Origin of the sequence: Haloplanus natans DSM 17983 (assembly GCF_000427685.1) — an archaeon.
In the GTDB taxonomy this organism is placed as follows: Archaea; Halobacteriota; Halobacteria; order Halobacteriales; family Haloferacaceae; genus Haloplanus; species Haloplanus natans.
Window position 1 is genome coordinate 317,480 of sequence record NZ_ATYM01000003.1, and the last position, 19,607, is coordinate 337,086.

Annotated in this window: 10 protein-coding genes and 1 pseudogene; 5 read left to right on the forward strand and 6 right to left on the reverse strand. The window is 57.5% G+C overall.

Going from position 1 to position 19,607, the window contains the following annotated elements; translation table 11 throughout:
* Positions 1 to 260: 260 nt before the first annotated feature.
* Positions 261 to 473, forward strand: coding sequence for a hypothetical protein (locus tag HALNA_RS01355; protein ID WP_049934437.1), 213 nt, complete (start codon positions 261 to 263; stop codon positions 471 to 473).
* 674 nt (positions 474 to 1,147) lie between these two features.
* Here HALNA_RS01355 and HALNA_RS21005 read toward each other — a convergent pair.
* Both HALNA_RS21005 and HALNA_RS01370 read right to left on the reverse strand, forming a co-directional pair.
* The gene (locus HALNA_RS21005; RefSeq protein WP_245575973.1) at positions 1,148 to 1,462 is read right to left on the reverse strand and encodes a hypothetical protein; all 315 of its coding nucleotides are present in this window, start codon (positions 1,460 to 1,462) and stop codon (positions 1,148 to 1,150) included.
* A gap of 195 nt (positions 1,463 to 1,657) precedes the next feature.
* On the reverse strand, positions 1,658 to 4,285 hold the full coding sequence (locus HALNA_RS01370; RefSeq protein WP_049934440.1) for a vWA domain-containing protein: 2,628 nt from the start codon (positions 4,283 to 4,285) through the stop codon (positions 1,658 to 1,660).
* 156 nt (positions 4,286 to 4,441) lie between these two features.
* Between HALNA_RS01370 and HALNA_RS01375 the strand changes: the two genes are divergently transcribed.
* Together HALNA_RS01375 and HALNA_RS01380 are read left to right on the forward strand one after the other, a co-directional pair.
* The gene (locus HALNA_RS01375; RefSeq protein ID WP_049934441.1) at positions 4,442 to 4,708 is read left to right on the forward strand and encodes an AbrB/MazE/SpoVT family DNA-binding domain-containing protein; all 267 of its coding nucleotides are present in this window, start codon (positions 4,442 to 4,444) and stop codon (positions 4,706 to 4,708) included.
* Positions 4,709 to 4,711: 3 nt separating this feature from the next.
* On the forward strand, positions 4,712 to 5,071 hold the full coding sequence (locus HALNA_RS01380) for a type II toxin-antitoxin system PemK/MazF family toxin (RefSeq protein WP_049934443.1): 360 nt from the start codon (positions 4,712 to 4,714) through the stop codon (positions 5,069 to 5,071).
* Positions 5,072 to 5,156: 85 nt separating this feature from the next.
* Here HALNA_RS01380 and HALNA_RS01385 read toward each other — a convergent pair whose 3' ends face one another.
* Positions 5,157 to 6,758 carry an AAA family ATPase gene (locus HALNA_RS01385; protein ID WP_049934444.1) on the reverse strand — a complete coding sequence of 534 codons (1,602 nt, stop codon included), beginning with the start codon at positions 6,756 to 6,758 and terminating at the stop codon, positions 5,157 to 5,159.
* Between the two features lie 239 nt (positions 6,759 to 6,997).
* Between HALNA_RS01385 and HALNA_RS19635 the strand changes: the two genes are divergently transcribed.
* Both HALNA_RS19635 and HALNA_RS01390 read left to right on the forward strand, forming a co-directional pair.
* Complete coding sequence (locus tag HALNA_RS19635; RefSeq protein ID WP_127341365.1) at positions 6,998 to 7,729, forward strand: hypothetical protein; 732 nt, start codon at positions 6,998 to 7,000, stop codon at positions 7,727 to 7,729.
* A gap of 92 nt (positions 7,730 to 7,821) precedes the next feature.
* Positions 7,822 to 8,631 carry a hypothetical protein gene (locus HALNA_RS01390; RefSeq protein WP_049934445.1) on the forward strand — a complete coding sequence of 270 codons (810 nt, stop codon included), beginning with the start codon at positions 7,822 to 7,824 and terminating at the stop codon, positions 8,629 to 8,631.
* A gap of 40 nt (positions 8,632 to 8,671) precedes the next feature.
* Here HALNA_RS01390 and HALNA_RS01395 read toward each other — a convergent pair whose 3' ends face one another.
* The 3 genes and pseudogenes from HALNA_RS01395 to HALNA_RS01400 all read right to left on the reverse strand — a co-directional run bounded on the left by HALNA_RS01395 (position 8,672) and on the right by HALNA_RS01400 (position 19,436).
* On the reverse strand, positions 8,672 to 10,012 hold the full coding sequence (locus HALNA_RS01395) for an ISH6 family transposase (RefSeq protein ID WP_049934447.1): 1,341 nt from the start codon (positions 10,010 to 10,012) through the stop codon (positions 8,672 to 8,674).
* Positions 10,013 to 10,288: 276 nt separating this feature from the next.
* Positions 10,289 to 10,453 (reverse strand): annotated as a pseudogene (locus tag HALNA_RS19640) (IS630-like element ISHwa16 family transposase); the annotation flags it as partial.
* 310 nt (positions 10,454 to 10,763) lie between these two features.
* Positions 10,764 to 19,436: a GLUG motif-containing protein gene (locus HALNA_RS01400; protein WP_157573386.1), complete on the reverse strand. Its 8,673-nt coding sequence runs from the start codon at positions 19,434 to 19,436 to the stop codon at positions 10,764 to 10,766.
* Between the last annotated feature and the right edge of the window lie 171 nt (positions 19,437 to 19,607).

Consider the following 19,607-nt stretch of genomic DNA (forward strand, 5'->3'; position numbering starts at 1 on the left):
GTGCAACCCGTGACACAGTTGATGCATCTACCTAATACTAGTACTATCGCCAGCATACTGGGACGACGACGATAGGTTGCTAACTACACCCTCTGTATCGGTCACGGCGTTGCTGACGGCGATCGGGTAGTTGTGTGGCCGTTGCCGTATACACAGCGCCTATCCCGTACTCACCTCACCCCCCTTTTCCCTCGATAGCTATGTTCGGTCTGGTTTGTCCTAGCCCAGAATTCATATGGAAACGAGATGAGTACACGACTGTGCCCTCCACCCAGTCACGCCGGATGCTACTACTGTCCGCCGGAACCGCACTCTCGATACCGCTTGCCGGGTGTTCGTCCGTCTCGGAGTTCACCCGAGAGTCGAGGTCTGTCTCCATTGCGGAGGTGTGGGTCAAAAACCTCGGCGATAGCCCCGTTGTATTCGATGCCGTTATCGAAGACGTAACCGATAACGAGGTCGTGTTCTGGTAAACACATCCAACGCGACTGATGGCCGATCGAGACAATGACGGGAACGAGGAAATCGATATGCACTCGTGGAAAAATCCCGTTCAGTCACCCGGGAACTATGCGCTCCACGCTCGCGCTGAGGCGGATGACTCGGATGGTAGAAAACAAGTAACATCTACTCAGCTACAGACTGACGGTGACTGTCTGAGTATTCTGGCGGAAATCAACCTTATGGGCGAACTCTCGATCGATATTGATACTGGCGACGCTTGCTGACAGACAGGAATCGACTCCCGAACTGCAACTGATCTCATACGTCGGGTCTCCGGATGTGAGTTAGGATCGGACGTTCGCAATAGAAATTTCGGATCGCTACGCTGCACCCCTCCTCTGTATCTCACACGCCATTATTGACAGCGACCGGGTGGCTGGTGGAGACGCTTGCTGAACACAGGGCGCGAGTCGGTCAGACGGCTCATGGAACGTGACCGCCGGCACTCGACGATTCACGGGTGTTAGCTGACGGTTCGATCACCACTGAAGCGACAGCGACGCTGGTACGTCCACCCGGCCAGCGCTGCAATGGGGACCAGGGAAACACCGACGAGCGGACTCCACGCAGTAGCGACGGCTCGAGCGACGCCGACAGCAGCCCACAGCGGTGCTGGGTAGAGCTGTAGTGCGTAACGTAACTCCTACCCGGTGGTGACACTAAGAAGGATTGGAAACAGAAACACGTACACTGCCGCCAGTATCGGTACAAGTACCACGATACAGATGGCCAGCGCGCCGCCCGCGATCGCCCCCTGTTCCGGGGTAGACACCCGGGACATAACGCGTCTCGATAAAAGAGTACCAACCATGAGCCCGGCAACAAATGTAAATTGTGGCGAGTACCCGGCCCAGTACTGCGTGTCTGCGGAAACCTGTACTGGGATAATTTCCAGCACGAGGAAATAAAAGAGGGAGCCGATGAGTGCCGCAGACGCCACGGTGATCCCCGTACCCATATCCTGTCGCCACCCGCTCACCACGTTCCGATGCCACGCAACCATATCACCTCATTAAGATCGTGAGGACATAACTGAGTGCCACCGCTCAGTGACAGCTATGCTCTCTATATTCAGCACGCCGCTTGTTCCAATCTGTAGTGATTTCCAACGGAGCCACGCAGACTGTTCTCTCGCCAGTTCAAAGCGGACGAGTCACAGTCCGGTCAGAAGACTCGCGAACTGGTCGAGACGATCGTCGATGGCGTCGACGTCGTAGACCGCCGCCTGTCGTTCATAGTACGGCGCCAGCGCCGATGCATCAGGGGCTAACGTCCCAGGGTCACAGTCGGTCGCGATGGTCAACGAGCACACCGGAGCGTACGATGCCTGGAGCTCGCGCGTGACCGCCTCGATGTCGCTGGGGCGGTCGTCGGTGACGGTGATGATCAGTGGTTCGTCACGCTGTGTCTCGACAACCGTCCGGGCGAGCCCGATTGCCTCGGCTAACGGTGTCCCACCACCGCAGTTAGTATCGAGCAGCGTTGTCTGGACGTGACGCGACTCGACGGCGAACGGCTTCGCAAGGCGAGCCTGACCGTCGATGAAGTCGATGATGGCAACACGAATCCCCAGTCCCTCGGCAGCGACGGCGAGTCGGGCGACCGCCTGTGTTGCAACCTCGATTTTCGGGGGGCTACCGTTGCGCATCGACCCCGACCGATCTAGCACGAGCACGAGGGCGTAACGCTTCTCGCGGCCAGGCGTCGGAGTTTCACAGACCCGTGGATCGCCGATGGCGAGCCGATGACCGGCGCGGGTATCGTACTGACCAGCGGTCAGCCCGCTCCGGGTTCCCCGCTGCCGTTCGAGCGCGAGTTCCTTTTCGAGGACCTGCGCGACGCGGGCGGCGCCGTCCTCGACCGCACTCCATTGCCCCGGTGGGACGAGGTCGTCGGTGACTGGGACGAACACGACATCGTCGAGACGCTCCGGTCCGGCACCGTTGCCACCTACACACGTCTCGGTCGATGACTCGGTCCCGTCCTCCCGGTGGTCCTCGTCGCCTTGGTGGCGCCGATCGAAGACATCACCGAGGTCGCGAAGCTCTCGCTTGACAGCCTCCCGGTCGACCTGCTCTCGGGCCGCCTCTTGTTTGGCGACCTCACGGTCGTGTTTGAGCGCCTGTCCGTACTCTGTCGGCGACGGTGCGGCCCGCTCGACGCGCTCGTGAGCTGGCCCCGGCACCGGTTCGTCCGCTGCTGCGGCCTCGACATCTCCATCGCGATGCTTCACCTGGTCATCCTCGCCAGATGGCCTCGGATCGTTCGAGGGGCCGCTCAGGTCGTCAGTCTCCACAGACCCGGTGGCTGTCGCTCCGATGTCGAACGCATCGAGTGGTGTCTGGACCGACCGGTCGTCGGGAGTGGCTCGACCATCTATAGGACCCGATGGGGACGATGGATCAGTCCTGTCTCCCGGATCGCCCCGATTTTCGCGAGCGCGCTCGACAGCCGCCGCGAGTGCGTGGGATCTCGACGGGTGCTCCGCTGACTCCTCACTGCTTTCGATGGATGAGTCTGCCCGCGACGCTGAATCGCCGTCCGCTATCGACGGCTCTTGATCACGCTTCTGCTCGTCCCCCTTCTGGTCGACTGGAGTCGATGCGGTGTCACCAGTGATGTCCTCGGTATCCGGCTCGGGCGAGCTGACCGTGCCGTCCGCATCCTCTCTGGCGGGATCCGGCGTCATCGCGGGATGGTCGAACACGTCCTGATACGGGTCCGCCGTTGCCTCGCGATCGACCGAGACCCCAGTTGCCTCGGGAGTACTAGCAGGTCCGCCCTCCTGCGGCGAGTGGTCGTGCCCGTCAGTTCCCGAATCAGCGCCACCGTAGCTCTCCGATTCGCCCGTCTGTTCGACAGCGCTCGCGACGATCGGCTTGAGCGTCGACGTCCAGGTGTCGATGACGCGGCGGGCCCGCTCGACCGAGGCGGTCTTGTCGTGCTTGTGGGTCGCGTCGTCGAGGTCGACACCTCGAATAGCGAGGGCATCGACGGCGAGCTGAGTCAGCGCATCTTGTAAAGACCGAAAGGCGATCTCGTCGGCCTCGGAAACGAACCCGACGCGGTCGTCATCCCGGTCAAGCAGGACCTCGGTGGTGCCGGTCGGGTACACCGCGGCGTCGTACAGAGCGGTGGTCACCGCGTCCCAGAACGAGAGGCGTGCCTGCTGCCCATCTCCGAGGTCGTCGGGAGTCTGCGAGTGGATTCGGCGGGTGAGTTCGAGCCGGATCTCGGCAGTGTCGCTGAAGTTCGTGCCGTGGATCGCCTCGTGCTCGATTGCGCCGTCCTCGACGATGTTGATCAGCTCGTGGACGTGCTGATGGTATTCCGGGTCGACCTCGGCGTTGAGCAACGCGGCGATTGGGGCAATCGCAGTCTTGAGGATGTGGAGGAGCTCGTGGAAGGCGAGGCCGAACTGGTGGGCGTGGTCGGCGGTGAGCTGGTCGTTCAGCGGCACCCGCTCCAGCGGGGCTGGCGCGGTCGTGACGAGTACGAGAAACGCTGCGTCGATACCGTCGAGCAACTGAGCGGCCTGTTGTCGTTCGAGGTCGGTTGCCTCACTGCTGATCAGCGCGTCGACGTCGGCAGGCAGGACCGCCGCCGTCTGTACCGCAGGGGTGAGGACGACTTCGACGTCGACGCCGGCCGGGAGATGGCCTTGCAGGAACGCCTGGAGCCGGTCGCACCGACCGGCTGACGCCCGCACCCGGGCGTGGACATCGGGGCTGAAGGTCTCGACGGAGGCGTTCGAAGTGATCGAGGAATTAGTATCGGACATGATGGGGAACGAGAGGTATCGGACCTCTTCGCTCCCTTGTGGCCGATAAATCGTCGGCGCGAAATTACCTCATTATTCTCCGAGTGTAAGCCGGGAGTCTGAGCTTACTGCCTTCTGTCCGAAGGGGTTTTTAGTATGAATAAGATATGAATATGCATGAGTAAGGGCGAACGCCGGAAGATCGGGGAGCGAGGCCAAGTGACGATTCCCAAAGAGCTCCGAGAACGGTTCGGAATTAAGGGAGGAGATGACGTCGTGATCCACGAAGAGGCGGGGAAACTCGTTATCGAACGACCGGTCACTCGTGAGGAGTTGGCTGAGGGGTACCGTCAGCGTGCCCAACAAACCAGCGAGCTCGCTGACGAACTGGAGGGCGTCTCGACGGAGGCTAATGACCACCTAGGCGATGCCCCAGAGTGGTAGCATATGGCTCTGTCTGTCCGCCGAGGGGATGTCGTTATCGTCGAACTCGATCCGACACAGGGTTCCGAACAACGGGGAACGCGACCGTGTCTCGTCGTGCAGAACGATGTCGGGAATGCAAACGCACCGACAACGATCGTTGTTCCGTTCACCACCTCGTTCGGCGAGCAGCTCTACCCGTTCGAAGTGCTCGTCCCAGCCGAGGAGTGTGCGCTTCGGGAAGACTCCGTCGCGCTCTGTAGCCAGATTCGAACCATCTCTATCGAGCACCGCATCACCGAGAACCTCGGCTCGATTCCGCAAGAGCGGATAGACGAGGTCGATACCGCACTCGAATACAGTCTCGGTCTCACCGAAATTTGAGTGGGGTTGGTGAACGAGTTCGGGCGTTCCAACGTCACGGATTGCCTATGTACGGAATTCCCCGCGGCTGAGCGGTCGCTAGGTGTCACAGGAAATCGTCGAGGGTCTCGTAGGCGTCCTCGGGATACTGGTTCGGCTCGGCGACCGCCCACACCTCGTTCTTGAGCGCAGCCTTCGGCGCGGCGCCGTCCTCGATGTGCTCACAGACGATCACGAGGTTCCGTGTCGACAGCGTCGGCCAGTTTTCGTTCTGGCGAGTCTGGTGGGCGAACTGGACGACCTTCCGGAGCGTCCCACGGTCAACGACGCGGGAGCCACCGTTGACCTGCACGTCTAGCGTGTCGAGTTCGATTTCGACATCCTTGATGTAGGGCTGTTCGAGCGCGCGGAACCGCCCACGGGTAGCGGAGTTCATCGGTTCGGAGTCGCGGTACTCCCGGGTGGGCGGATTCATCGTGATCACGATCCGCGCCGACGGATGGGGCTCGACCAGCTCGCCATGTGCCTTCACCAGCAACTTTCCCTCGTTGAGCAGGCGATGGAGCGCCATCGCAGCACCGGCTCGCATCACCGGGAACTCGTTCAGCACCAAAACCGACCCGTTCAGGAGTGCCTGCTTGGCGGGGCCGGTCCGGGGCACGATCAGCCCCTCCTCGGTGGGTGTCAGCGGTCCGAACAGGTCCTCGGTGTGGGTCGCCTCGTCACAATCGATGGAGATGTATCCCCTGTTTGTCTCGTGGCAGAGGTACTTGATCAGGTAGTTCTTCCCCGAGCCGCGCGGCCCGACGAGGCGGACGGGAACCAGCCCTCGGGCGAGTTTCTTCGCGAGCAGTTCATCAAGGGGAAGCTGGAGGCGCGGTTCGACCGGGACTGCCGGCGGGACGACGTGCCCGGTGTCGTCGACGGGGAGCGCGTCGTCGCCGGCGTCGGGATGGCTCGCCGCCTTCGGCACGTCCGGGTGGTCCGGGTCATCGAGAACGTGGAGGCCGGTCGCCACGGGGTCGTCGGCGTTGCGACCGACGGCACTGACGTACTGCGCCTCGAGGGATTCGGGATCGAGTCCCGCAGTTCGGTAGACAGGTTCGCCCACTGGGATGTCGGTGGTCGCGAGGTCGACCACCCGGGCCACACCACGGTCTGTCTCGGCGTCGAGCCGACGCGCGTATCGTCGGGCGGCGGCAGTCGCAAGGCGAGTCCCGACGGGGACGTGCTGGGGTGCCTCCTGGAGGATGGCTGCTGCGCGGCTCTCGGTGAGCGTCCCGGTCAGACCGGTGAGGTCGTCAGCGCCGGCATCAGCAAGGGAACTGAACGTCTCGTAGCCCGCGTCACGAAACGCCTGGTCGATGCTCTCGGTGACGACGCTGATGACGGTGAAGTCAGGCGTGTCCGCCCCAGCCCCGAAGGCCGCGACGATGATGTCGGGTTCGGGTCCCTGCGGGCTAACCCCGGTGATCGTTCTCGTTCCACCGGCACCTCGCTTCAGCGTGTAGATACCGGCGTCTGCACCCTCGTCGAGGAGGTCAGCGGCGGCCTGCTCGCCGATGTCGACGTAGTCGCTCACCCGGAGGGTGACTCGTTCCAGAGGGATCTGGCCGCCTTCGCGCTGAAGGAGTCGCCGTACAAGATGGCTCAAGATGGCCTGTTCGTCGGGCTGGCTGTCCGCGTCGTCGGTAGTAGTGGATGACATGATACGTTCTGGAGAGGCCGAGTCGAGGCGCACTGACCGCTATCCTCGGTGCCTCCGCCGCTCGATTGGACACGAGAAATCGGTGCGCGTCACGCCCTGGGACATCTACAGATCTCAGGCTGAATCACTCACTCTCCGACAAGACGGGTCTGCTGGATACAGAGGGCGGATTTGGCACCGAGACAGAATTAGTCGGATCCACACTTCTAAATTGACCCGACCTGTATGAATTACCAACTTTGGAGCTGTATATCGCTTCAGGAACGCATGTCGACAGCGATTTAAAAGAACGAATCCACCGAATCGAGAACGCAATAGGGGAGCCTGATGTTGTTTTCATGGAAGGCGACTCATCTGCTTTCAGCATTGGAGCCTTTCTCACCCTAATCAAGACGTTTCCATATGCGCCCCTTGTTATCGCGGCCGCTACGTTCCAGATATACCTATTCATCGAATTCTTTGGTCGAATCGTTTCTTACTTCGGTGGAGATTCGTCAGGACGGGATCAAGAACTGGCCCAGAGTCTCAAGAACAAGTATGAAATAAAATCTCGGGAGGTTGATCTTGATCTCAGTCAGTTTATAAATGACAATAGGCTTCTTAGCTCAGTTGTGAACTGGGCAGTAGTCGTAGTTGTATTCGTTTCGATCTGGCCACTACCCATCACTTTGTCAAATATCGCATCTCTCATAATATATGAATTGCTGGCTGGATATATACTATTTCTAGGTTTTCTCGCGCTTGTACATGAGGAAAGAAATTGCCATTTTGCCGGCGTTATAGCCGATTCGCAAGAAGAGTTCGAGAATGCCTGCTTGATTACAGGTGAGACACATCACGCTGGTACTGCCCGGTTTCTGAAGGATGAACAAGAAATCTCACTACTTAATCCCGAACCGGAGAGTCTATCGGTGGTCTCAAAAATTTTCTTAACCATATATGAGCTTGTAACCAGACTGAGGTCGATATAACGGTGACTTTACTGATAGAATTATAGATCTGAGGGGTAGATTGATCAATAGACAGGTGGCATTTTTTATTCCTCGTCTCACTGTTCCTCTACATGTATTGGAACGAAGAAGAAGTTGAGGACTACATTCGATACCCGAGTGAGGGAAGTGCCGAGGAACTTGGTTCTCCGATCTATTTCATTGGCCAGAATGAAATTGAGCGAGATGAGCTGATGGAGGATTTAATCGACGATCTTGAGGAGAAGGGCTACGATTACGCACCGGTTAGACCCTACAATTCACGCGAGTACTATGAGGTGGACACGGGAGAATTCCACTCTACCGATGAGGATCAGTACGTTAGGTACAACGAGATAATGCTTTACTGTATTAATATTTTGACCGAGTATCCCTTTGCGTTAGCTACGCATCCTGATCGAGATTCTTGGCGCATTGTGACGCCTGCCGATTTGAATACAAGGACTGCAAAGGAGTTCTTGTTCACCTATTATGCGGAGATGGCGAAGGCAGTATCCGATCTCATCAAGGAGGAGTATAGTGTTGATGAGCTTCAAGAAGTCTACGAGGATGCCCGCTCAGGAGGAGGAGCGATAGGTAGATGGAGTGACGCTGTCGACGAGAATGTGAATCTTCACCCAGTTGAGTTCATGTCCATCGCAGATCTGAAAGAAGTAGTTCGTGATAATAATACTCTTCTAGATGAACTGGATTTCTCCTCGAAAACTCAATGTAAGCAGGCGTTCGACACGGTTGAGAAGTTCCGGAACAAGGTGATGCATGGGAACCGAAGCGTGATCTCCAGTGAAGAGGATGTCGAGGCTCTCGTTGAGTCGCTTGAGATAGCCTGCGACATCGCGGTCAACGCTGGCGGTGATGGTCCGGGATTAGATATCCCACCGTGATTACTTCGGAGGCGAATAGTTGGTCGTGTCGCAAAGCGGTCTAGAGTTTGCCTCTGGTGCTCTCAATTGAGAGGTCACAGCTCATTGCTGTTTTGGTGGATCGCTGGAGCAGTTCATCGAGGAACGATTGGTAGTACTCTGGATCAGCGTATTTCACCAGCCGAAGTTGGAGTATCGCCTCTAATCCCTCCGTTGTCCAGCGCATCCACTGGTTCTTGCACCGCTTGCTGACTTCGCCCATCAGTCGTTCGACGGGGTTCGAGGTCCACGGCACCTCGAACCCCTCGATGGCTGCCTCGGCGAAGGTCACAATCGACGGCAGCCACCGCCGAAGATACCTCGCAGCCTTCTCTGATCCGTACTGCTCTAGCTGCCATGCTGTCTTCTCGATACGCTCGGTCGTTCGCGCGATCCGTTCGCGGATCGCCGCGAACTCCCCCTCTGGCCGGTGCTTGGCGACAGAGTTCTTCAGATGGAACACTTCGTCAATCACTTCCGAGACAATCTTGTTGCGACGATCTAAGGAGAAGACACCGTCATCCCACAGATTGTAGTCCAGCGTCCGGCCGACATGGACGAGGTCAAGTTGGTGCTCACGGTTTTCGTCAGTAAAGGCCGTGACAATGCCGCTATCGCCGTCACTGACGACCGTCGCGTCGTCAGTGACTGCGTCGATGTCATCAAGTTCGCTTGCTGTCTCGTCCCAATCAGCGTTGACCGAGAGATCCAGCAGGGAGCGTGACTCATCGTCGGTGTCTTCGCCGAGCGTGGCTTGGACAGAGTGGTACGAGCGGTCTTCGTCCTGGCTGTGACACTTCGTGCCGTCAGGAATAACCGCGTTAGCGTCTGTTTCAGCAACACAGTCAGGAAGAAACTGCTTGAGCTTACTGCCGTACTTTCTCGCGCGGCGGTTGATAGTGGTCGGCGACGGCATCTCTGAGAGGATGCCGTCGCCGTGATCAGCAGCATCACGATAGCTGAGCGAGGTGGCGAGATCGACACTCTTGGCCGCTATGTCCTGCTGATAGCGGTTTTGCCCGTCGAAGCTGAGAACATCTTCGACGGGCCGGAAGTAGCTGGGTTCGTCGTGGTCAGCGTCGGTATCCTCGACGTAGTGGAGAGAGAACTCGTGCTCACCGGCGGTTGTGACGGCTGTACGGGTATCGGTTCCAGCTCGTTGGAACCGCTGTTGACCGTTGCCGTTTGCATGTTTTTCGCCACAGAGCGCCTCGACGCGGCTCGCGTCGAGGCTCTCGACCAGTCCTTCGAGAAGAACTGACTCGACGTTCTGGTCAGTGATGAACTCAGCCAGCGTGGCCAGCGGTATCGTTTTGTCGTCGTCGATGCTAACGGTCAACCGCACGTCGATTGTGGCGTGCATGGGTCACCTCTCAGGTTGGACACCAGAGGCGACCCGTTCCTCACGGGAGCCAGTTGCTACTGAACTCTAGAGGACTTTGCGACACGACCAATTAATTCATCAATTATCCACCAGTGATCAATGTATGGGCAAAAAGGTCGACTGTATGAGTAATCGTAAGCGAATATTTGAGTGAAGGCGATTAGAAATCACTCACTTCGACTCGATATAGTCGTTATAGACGCCATTCTCTGAGGGATCTAATCGAGTTAAGACATAATTCGATTAACTTTATACTCACCGACAGAGATATTGATACATACCGGGTGGATCAATCTCTACTAATGCTGAGCGGATTCCGCTCCGGAGGTCATCAAGCTCATTGAAGTACCTGTTTCCGAGTGCCGATCAGAGTTGCCGCCAGCACTCTTCTGTCGGATTCAGCTTTGCCATTCCAGTTGGAAAATCGTCCGCGAATATGGACTACGTCAAAACCCCCGACCCCCACACAGCCCCCAGATGTCGGACAGGCAGCTCAGTAGTTCTTTGTGATTCAAGAACTGCTACAAACCCCAGATTCTTTGAAGAGAACGCCCGTATCCATGTGATCACTCACACCGCAGACGAGAATCTAGCGAAAGCGTGTGCGCGTATCCCGTCTGAATTCGGATACTACGAAATCGAATCCCGATACGACAGTCCACCACAATCAGTCAAATCTGAATTTCCAACTGCCGACCGCCTCACCTGAAACGAAAGACAGGTGCGGTTGTCACCGGGTCGACTGCTCTTCTTCCTTATTTTTGCGTCGCCGCCAGATCACGAGGAGCACCACAATCACCAGGCCGATGATGACCACAATCCACCATGGGAACCCGCTGTCACCCTCGACGGTCAGCGGCACTTCCTGCTCACCAACACCCAGCCTGTACTCGCCAGTCGTATCCGGCCTGAAGGTCAGTTCTACCGTTGTGGTATTCCCGCCAGCAATGCTGACTTCCTCGGTTGCGACCACCTCATCGTTGGCTGTCAGCTCAAATGTCTCATTCGCGCGGGTTTGCCCACGATTCTCGACTGTCGCACTGACTGTGACAGCTTCGCCAACCGTGACCGTATTATCGGCTGCGCCAGTACCGGTTAGCGATAGGTTACCATCGATGCGCATCACGTCAGCCCCGGTTCCCAGCGCGAATACTGAAAACCCAGGCATCGTGCTTTCGTATTCGTGGAAGCCACCGCTTTCACCCAGGTAGGCTGTCTCCTGACCGCTCCACTCGCCAGCCTGTTGGCGGTAGAGCGTCACCGCAGTCGGGTCAGCACCGAGTTCGTCGAGGTATCCGGCTTGGACTTTGAACTTGAATGTGGCACCCCTGATCTCTGTCTCGTTCAGGCTTGTCTCAATCACTGCGTATCCCGCAGCGACTGTTTTCGTTGACTGCTCGAAGGACGCCGCAGCTGTCTCTATCTCCGCTGAAGAGGTCCCACTGGCAGACCCTTCACCGCTGGCACTGTCCGATCCAGTTACGCGGAGTTGATCGCTCGGCGTTAGATCAGCCTCATAGGTTGAAACAGACACCGTTGGCTGCGTCGATGTCTCAACATCTACAGTGAGGCTGTCTGCTTGGATTGTCGGGCTCGTATCTGTCGAATCGGATCCATCGGTTGGGTCTTCATCGGTATCGGTTGTATCTCCCGTTGTATCATCGGCCGTGAGCGTAACTTGCTTGATCTGTGTCTCTTCTTGGGTGTCTTCAGCTGTGCCGTCACCGCCGCCGGAGCCACTTGATGAATCACTACTATCGTCGTCACTACTATCGTCGTCACTACTATCGTCGTCACTACTATCGTCGTCACTACTATCGTCGTCACTACTATCGTCGTCACTACTATCGTCGTCACTACTATCGTCGGTCCGGTTGTCCCCTGCTTCGACAGTTTCGACACCAGTGTCGATTCTGACAACAGCTGACTCATCACTTGCGCCGTCGTTGCCGTTCGGACCGACTGCACTGTCGACGGTTGCAGTGTAGTTGCCATCGCTCGATCCTTCGTAGGTCGCGGTATACGTGTATGGACCGCTGCCGCTCTCAGAGAAGTCACTCTCGGTGAGCGTGGCGGATTCGGCGCCGCTAATCGAGACCGAAATCGTCGAGAGTTGTTTGTCAGAGTCGAAACGGAGTTGAACATCTTGCCCAGTTGGATTGGTCGCGTTGACGTTCGAGATCGATGGAGCGACAGCGTCAGACGACGACTGCGTCGCCACACCACCGAAGAAATTGAATGTTCCTGCCTGATTTTCGGTGACGTTGATCGTGACATCGGTTAGTGTCTTCTTCGAATCCACTGCTGACGCAAATCCGAAGATGGCAGGAGCGTCTGCATCCTCGTAATTGTCACTGCCGCCCACGTCTGTGATACGATCCATATCGTCTTTGAGAGCGTAGCCGGGAGCACTCGGTGGCGTGCCGTACCAGTCGGAAACTGTGAATTCGGACGACGTTTCGCTCGACCCGTCCTGGTACTTGTAGGTGACTGTGAACTTCGCCGGGCTTCCGGTTCCGGCACCACCAGCCGATGCGATCAGATGAACCGTGCTGTACTTGCCGTCGGAAATACTGATCGTCGTACTCCCAGTTCCCGGCACCTGCCATGCATTGTTGCCGCTGCTCGTGTGGAAATCTGGCAGATCGATTTTCGGATGCGTGCTCGTGTTTTCGAACACGCCATCATCGGGAACACCATCGCCCGAGTTTCCGTTGTTGCTAGCAACTGTGTTCGAGACGAGGGCACGATTACTGCCATCGAAATCTCCGGCCTGGTCGCTTCCATACACGACATCAGCGTTGTAGATTCCGGAGAAGTCGAACTGTACCGTGTCGTCAATCCCGGTGATTGACACAGTAATCGTTCCCTGATCGATATCGTTGTCGTCATCTTCGACCGTGTATGTGAAGCTATCCGTCGCACTCTCGCCGCTGGTGAGTGAATCGTACTGTCCGTTCGGATCGTAGCTCCAACTTCCGTTGTTGTAGACCGTCACCTGTGCGCCGGAGGAGAGTGTAACTGTCGCGCCAGACGAGAAACTGCTGTCGTTGATTTTCGTGAGCGTGACGCTCTCGCCACCGGAACCACTGGCAAGTTCGAGTAGATCAGCACTGTCGCCGTCGGCGACACTTACCGTGCTGTCCTCGTCAGTACTCTGGGAACTGTTATCTGGGGCTGTCGGTGGCCCATCGATACTGAGGCTGTCCGACTCGCCGGTCGCCCCATCGTTGCTGTTTGAACCGACTGCACTCTCGACCGTTGCAGTGTAGGTTCCGTTACTCGATCCTTCGTAGGTCGCGGTATAGGTGTACGGACCGCTGCCAGTCTCGCTGAAGTTCGACAGCGAGAGTGTCGCCGATTCGGCACCGCTAACGTTCACCGACAGCGATTGGAGTTGGCCACTGGCCTCCAGTGAAACCGAGACGTTCTGCGCCGAGGGATTCGCCGTGGTGACGTTGCTGATCGACACTGCAGGACGACTCGCCGCGGGTGCAGGCGTTTGGCTGTTCGTCTGGAGGAACGGATACGAGAGGAACGTGGAGTTGTCGACCACGTTCCACGTACTCGTGAAGTCGAGGCTCGTGTTGGTCTTGGCTGAGTCACCTGCGAGTTCCCGAGTCGTCAGTCCGGTGCCACCGGCGGAACTGGACTGGCCGGTCGTCTGGGTGTCCCAGTAGGTGTCTGAAACAGTGCCGTTGTTCACGCCGGCAAACCCACCGACGCTGCTGTCGCCGGTGACTCCGCCCGTCGCGTAGGCCTGGGCCACTGATCCGCTGGCTGTGTTGTTTCCAGCGAAGCCACCAACACGACTGTCGCCTGTGACTGTACCTGTCGTGTAGGAGGTCTTGACAGAACCGTCGTTCTGTCCGACAAATCCGCCGGTGTCCGTCTCACCGTCAACCGAACCGATTGCAACTGAGTTAGTAACAGTGCTATCGCTGAGCCACCCAACGACTCCGCCGACGTTGCTGCTATTCGATCCGCTTCCAGTTACGTTGCCGGATGCCGTCGATGTCGTAATGTACCCAGCATCGCTCGTAGCGAGTCCGTCGAGATTGGTCACACCGACGAGACCACCAACGTTGCTGCTCCCGTTTACCGCTCCACCTGCGGTGGAGTCAGTGACGTTGCCGCTGTTTTGCGCTCCGAGCAGGCCACCGACATGCCTGGCCCCACTGACAGCGCCGGTTGCAGACGTGTTCGTGATGTCACCGTCACCGTGCAGTCCAACCACTCCACCAACGAAATTGCTGCGTCCGGTCACGTTCCCCATCGCGGAGGAGTCGGTGATGGTTCTAACAGTTCCATAATTAGAGATGGTATATCCAACGAGACCACCAGCGTAACTCCCGGTCAGACCCGCAACCGCGTTACTGCCGGTTGCAGTCACGGTCCCCGATGAGAACGCCCCAGTTATATTACCGCTTCCGTGCGCACCGATGAGACCGCCGACTGCAGCCTTCCCGGTCACGTTCCCCGTTGCGCTGGAGGTAGCGACCGGTCCGTAGCTCTGACCGGCGAGTCCACCCACCGCCATCGCATTCTGTCCGGTCACGTTCCCTGTTGCATTGGAGTCTGTCAGGTTACCGTTGCCCTGGTAAAAGCCGACGAGTCCGCCAGCATTCTTCGTTTCGACGGTGACTGATCCCGTCGCAGAGGAGTTTTTCACTGTACCGCTCATGTAGCCGATCAGGCCACCGACTTTTTCTTGCCCGTCGACCTCACCTGTCGCGTTGGAATCGACGACGCTGACACCAGCGCTATCGTACTGACCGATTTTGCCGGCCAGGCCGCCGATAGAGGCCCCACTGCCCGAGACGTTCCCTGTCGCGTACGAGTCGATGATACTGCCAGACGTGTATTGAGCGTGGTTCGGCACGTCTTCGCCGACGAGACCGCCAACCCAGTCCACTCCTGACACGGTTGCCGTCGAGTACGAGTGGGAGATGTTTCCGCCAAAGTTCTTTCCAACGAGACCGCCGACCAGCTTGTCGTCCTGGGTCGTGACTGTGCCAGCCGCCGACGAGTGTCTCACATCTCCGAAATTCCGTCCAGCCAGACCGCCGAGTTCTGCCTCTACCGTGTTGTCGTTTTGTGACGTGACGAATATATTCGCCGACGAATTGGTTATCACTCCAGCAGATTGCTGCTCGCCAACGAGACCACCAACCACCAAGGAGCCTGTAACGTTTCCACTCACAGTGATACCGCTCACAGTTCCGTTGTTCCGACCGACGAGTCCGCCTGCTCGCTGGTAGTCAGCAGTCACACGTCCGGTGATACTCGAATTCAGTATCGTCCCATCTGAACTGCCGACGAGACCACCGACATATCCATCACCACTTACATTCGCATCTGTGAGAGTGACGTTCGAAACTGTTCCACCAGTGCTGATCGACCCGAACAGACCGGCGTGGGAGCGGTCAGAACGGTTGACGGTCAGGTTCGAGATGGTGTGCCCGTTCCCGTCGAAGGTTCCGGTAAACGTCGTGCCATCGAACGTGACCGTGGTAGTGTCTGTGTCCCGAGCGATCGGAACGAAGCCATTGTCGCCGTTGGCTGTTGGACTCGCTACGTCGCTGTATCCGGCACTGTTCTCATCGAGGTCTGAACCGAGCACATAATCCGCGTCAAGGTCGTTGCGCGTGTTGTTGAGGTCGTACCAGTCACTGATCGTGTACAAGTCAACTGTGACAGTATCGAACTCACCACTCGCGCCGTCCTTGCCGTTCAAGCCGGCGGCACTCTCGACCGTCGCGGTGTAGTCACCGCCACTCGATCCCACGTAGGTCGCGGTGTACGTGTACGGACCGCTGCCACTCTCGGTGAACTTCGCCAGCGAGAGTGTCCCCGATTCGGCACCGCTAACGTTCACCGACAGCGATTGGAGTTGGCCACTGGCCTCCAGTGAAACCGAGACGTTCTGCGCCGAGGGATTCGCCGTGGTGACGTTGCTGATCGACACTGCAGGACGACTCGCCGCGGGTGCAGGCGTTTGGCTGTTGGCCTGCAGGTACGGGTACGAAATGTACGTGGAGTTGTCGATCACAGCCCACGTGTTCGTGAAGTCGAGACTCGTGTTCGTCTTGGCTGAGTCGCCAGCGAGTTCCCGAGTCGTGAGCCCCGTACCATTGGCGGAACTAGACTGGGTCGTCGTGTTCACGTCCCAGTACGAATCTGTGACTATGCTACTGCTCAACCCGACGAGGCCGCCAATATCACTGCCCCCACCAGTTACATTGCCAGCTGCATAGGAGGTAGTCACTGCTGCGCCTTCATGCCTCCCGATAAGACCGCCGACGTGGTCACCCTCGCCGGTTACATTCCCGGTTGCATAGGAATTGGTCACCTCACCACTTACAATATAGCCAACAAGGCCACCAGTATTCTCGCCCGTATTCGACACGCTTCCTGTCGCGTACGATTCCATGATATGGCCGCCATTCGAGAACCGTCCGACGAGGCCACCAAAGTTCCACTCCGATGTGCCCGTGTCGTCCACGCTTCCTGTTGCGTACGAGTTCTTGAGGTAATCGCCCCGGAATCGGCCAGCGAGGCCACCAACGCGGTTATCGCCGTTAACTGATCCAGTTGCGTGTGAATTGGAGACGTTGCCAGCACCGGACCCAAAGGTCCCGAGAAGGCCGCCGACATACTCGTCGCCAGTGACGGAACCAGTTGCAGTCGAGTTGATGATATCGGTTCCGTCGTAGCCCCCGACGAGGCCGCCGATGTCGTCGTCACCGGTGACGGAACCAGTTGCAGTCGAATTAATGACATCGGCTCCGTCGTGGTCTCCGACGAGACCGCCGATTTCGTCGTCGCCAGTGGCAGTTCCAGTTGCAGTCGAGTTGACGATATCGGCTCCGTCGTGGTCTCCGACCAGGCCGCCGATGTCGTCGTCGCCAGTGACGTTCCCGGACGCTGAGGAATCGATAATCGCTCCACTGGTGACTATACCAACAAGTCCACCGATATCGTCGTCGTCGCTGTCGCTGGTGACTGCACCACTGGCATACGAGTTGATAATATTGCCACTATCGAGTTCGCCGACGAGTCCACCCACGTCGTCGTCGCCGGAGACTGCTCCACTGGCGTTCGAGTCGATGATGTCGCCGTTAGTATGAATCCCAATCAGTCCACCCACGGAGTCGTCGCCGTCGCTGGTGACTACGCCACTGGCATACGAGTTGCTAATATTGCCACTATCGAGTTCGCCGACGAGTCCACCCACGTAGTCATCGTCGGTGGTGACTGCGCCACTGGCATACGAGTTACTGATATTGCCGCTGCTGAGATCACCGACGAGTCCACCAACGTAGTCGTTGTCGGTGGTGACTGCGCCACTGGCATACGAGTTGCTGATATTGCCGCTGCTGAGATCACCGACGAGTCCGCCGGCGAACTCAGCGGTAGCAGTCACATTGCCGCTCGCGCTACTGTCAGAGACGTTGCTGTTCCGAATCTGGCCGACCACTCCGCCGACATAGTTTCTGCCAGATATCGTTCCACCTGCAGAGACATTGCTGATGTCACTGCCAGTGTGATTACCGACGAGGGAACCGACCCAGTTTTGCCCGGTCACGTCCGCGTCCGCGAGCATAACGTTCGTGACCGTGCCACCACTCTCGACCGAGCCAAACAGCCCGACGTAATCCGTACTGCTCCGATTGATCGTCAGATTCGAGATGGTGTATCCGTTGCCGTCGAACGACCCCGTGAAGCTGGTGGTGTCGTCGCCAAGTGGGTCAAAACCACTGCCCCTGTTGGCGGAGCTACTGGCCACCGAGCTATACCCGGCACTGTTCTTGTCCAGATCTGCGGCTAGCGTGAAGTTCGCCCCGAGGTTCTGGTGGATGTTGTTCAACTCGTACCAGTCCGAAATCTGGTATGGGTTTGCCGCCGAACCGTCTCCGCTCATGGACAGCACACTGACCGTTGTGGTCGTGGTGATTGAGGAGTTCTCTACAGAGAACGTGAGGTCGAACTGCCCTTCGGTGTCGGCCGTGAACGTGAAGTTCGCCTCACCGTTCGCGTCGGTGTCTGCAGTGTCACCGTCGCTGATCCCCGTGAGTCCACCGTCTTTCTCAACAGTGATTGTCTTATTTTCAACGCCACTGCCGAACGTGTCGGTGGCAGTCACTGTCACGTTGGCCTCCCTGCCGTCGGGCACCTCCACGTCAGACGCTGCCGCCGTAATCCCGTTTATCGATTTTGTATCAGTCGCAGCTGCTTCCCACTGGAATACCGGGAACCCCTGGGGAACCGTCTGCCAACTGCTCTCGAAGTCAAGCCTGTCCAGCTTGTCTTTGGCAGCACTTCCCTGCATCTCTGCAGTCGTGCGACCGGTCATGTCGACGGTTGCGTCCTCAGAGTTATCACCGAATCCATTGCTCGTAAACGATTGCTCCCAGTAGGTGGATGATTTGAAATTGTCGTCAGAAGAGCCGACTTTACCGACGATACCACCGCTATCGGTCCCGCTGACGTTCCCTGCAAAATAGAGATTGCTGAATTCTGATGGGTTGGTCGAAGAGTGGCCGACGATGCCACCAACATCATCCCCGCCAGTAATCTCGGCGTTGACATAGCCCTGACTGAGTTGGGTCTGCCACCCGGTCCGCGCGACCATCCCACCGACCTGTGTGACACCGTCAGCCTTGATCTCACCACGAAAGACGTTTTCACCCTCCATGGTGAATCCGTTCTTTCCCTCACCATGGGCATTTGCGACAAGGCCAGCGGCGTTGTATTCGTTGTCGCTGCTGGTGTCTGTCTCGACCGTAATGGTCCCTGACACGGAGATATTATGGAAGGTCATATCGCTCGGAGCGTCTTCTGCTCCCGCTTGCGCAGCGATTCCAGCAACACCGGCAGCAGTCCCATCATAAACACCGTATTCGTCGCGGTCGTCACCAGCCAGTCCGGTTATATTAACATCGACGAGACGCAGATTGTCGATTGTCGTCGTCTCACCACTCTTTGCTCTCACTGCCGCAAACAGGGCGATTCCGTTCTCGTTGGGTCGGTCGATCGTCAGGTTCGCAATCTTGTGTCCGTTGCCGTCAAAATTACCAGTGAATGGCGAGTCGTAAGTGCCAATCGGGTCGAAGCCCTTGCCGCTGTTCCACGAAGACGTGCCACTCGCGTCGATATCCTGTGTGAGTTCGAATGAGTCGCTCTGTGACGTACTCGTACTAGAATCACCCATACATTGTAGCTTATCGACACTATCTATCTCATACGGGTCAGCATCGGTCCCGCTCCCGCTGTACGTGACAGAACTACACGACGGTGTATCGGCCGCTGCTGTGCCAGATAGGGCTGGAATCCCTGCAAGTAGGATAACAATCACCGCCAAGCCGATCAGTATTGTCCGCTGTATCTCTTGTCGTCTCATCTGAATATCTCCGTTAAAAATGACTGCATCGATATGGTACTCACTATCAAACTGGGTTTGCCCTTAACCCTAAACTCGGAACTCATCATTTGCACTTCAGAATGAATACATAAAGAACCAGTATGCACATACTAACACATATTGTATAGAATGACTATGCGATAACGGTCG

Bases quoted from the DNA above. Each gene is read 5' to 3' on its own strand.
- HALNA_RS01380 (WP_049934443.1), top strand. From the start codon at position 4,712: ATGGCTCTGTCTGTCCGCCGAGGGGATGTCGTTATCGTCGAACTCGAT.
- HALNA_RS21005 (WP_245575973.1), bottom strand. From the start codon at position 1,462: ATGGGTACGGGGATCACCGTGGCGTCTGCGGCACTCATCGGCTCCCTC.
- HALNA_RS01370 (WP_049934440.1), bottom strand. From the start codon at position 4,285: ATGTCCGATACTAATTCCTCGATCACTTCGAACGCCTCCGTCGAGACC.
- HALNA_RS01395 (WP_049934447.1), bottom strand. From the start codon at position 10,012: ATGCACGCCACAATCGACGTGCGGTTGACCGTTAGCATCGACGACGAC.
- HALNA_RS01400 (WP_157573386.1), bottom strand. From the start codon at position 19,436: ATGAGACGACAAGAGATACAGCGGACAATACTGATCGGCTTGGCGGTG.
- HALNA_RS01385 (WP_049934444.1), bottom strand. From the start codon at position 6,758: ATGTCATCCACTACTACCGACGACGCGGACAGCCAGCCCGACGAACAG.
- HALNA_RS01390 (WP_049934445.1), top strand. From the start codon at position 7,822: ATGTATTGGAACGAAGAAGAAGTTGAGGACTACATTCGATACCCGAGT.
- HALNA_RS01375 (WP_049934441.1), top strand. From the start codon at position 4,442: ATGAGTAAGGGCGAACGCCGGAAGATCGGGGAGCGAGGCCAAGTGACG.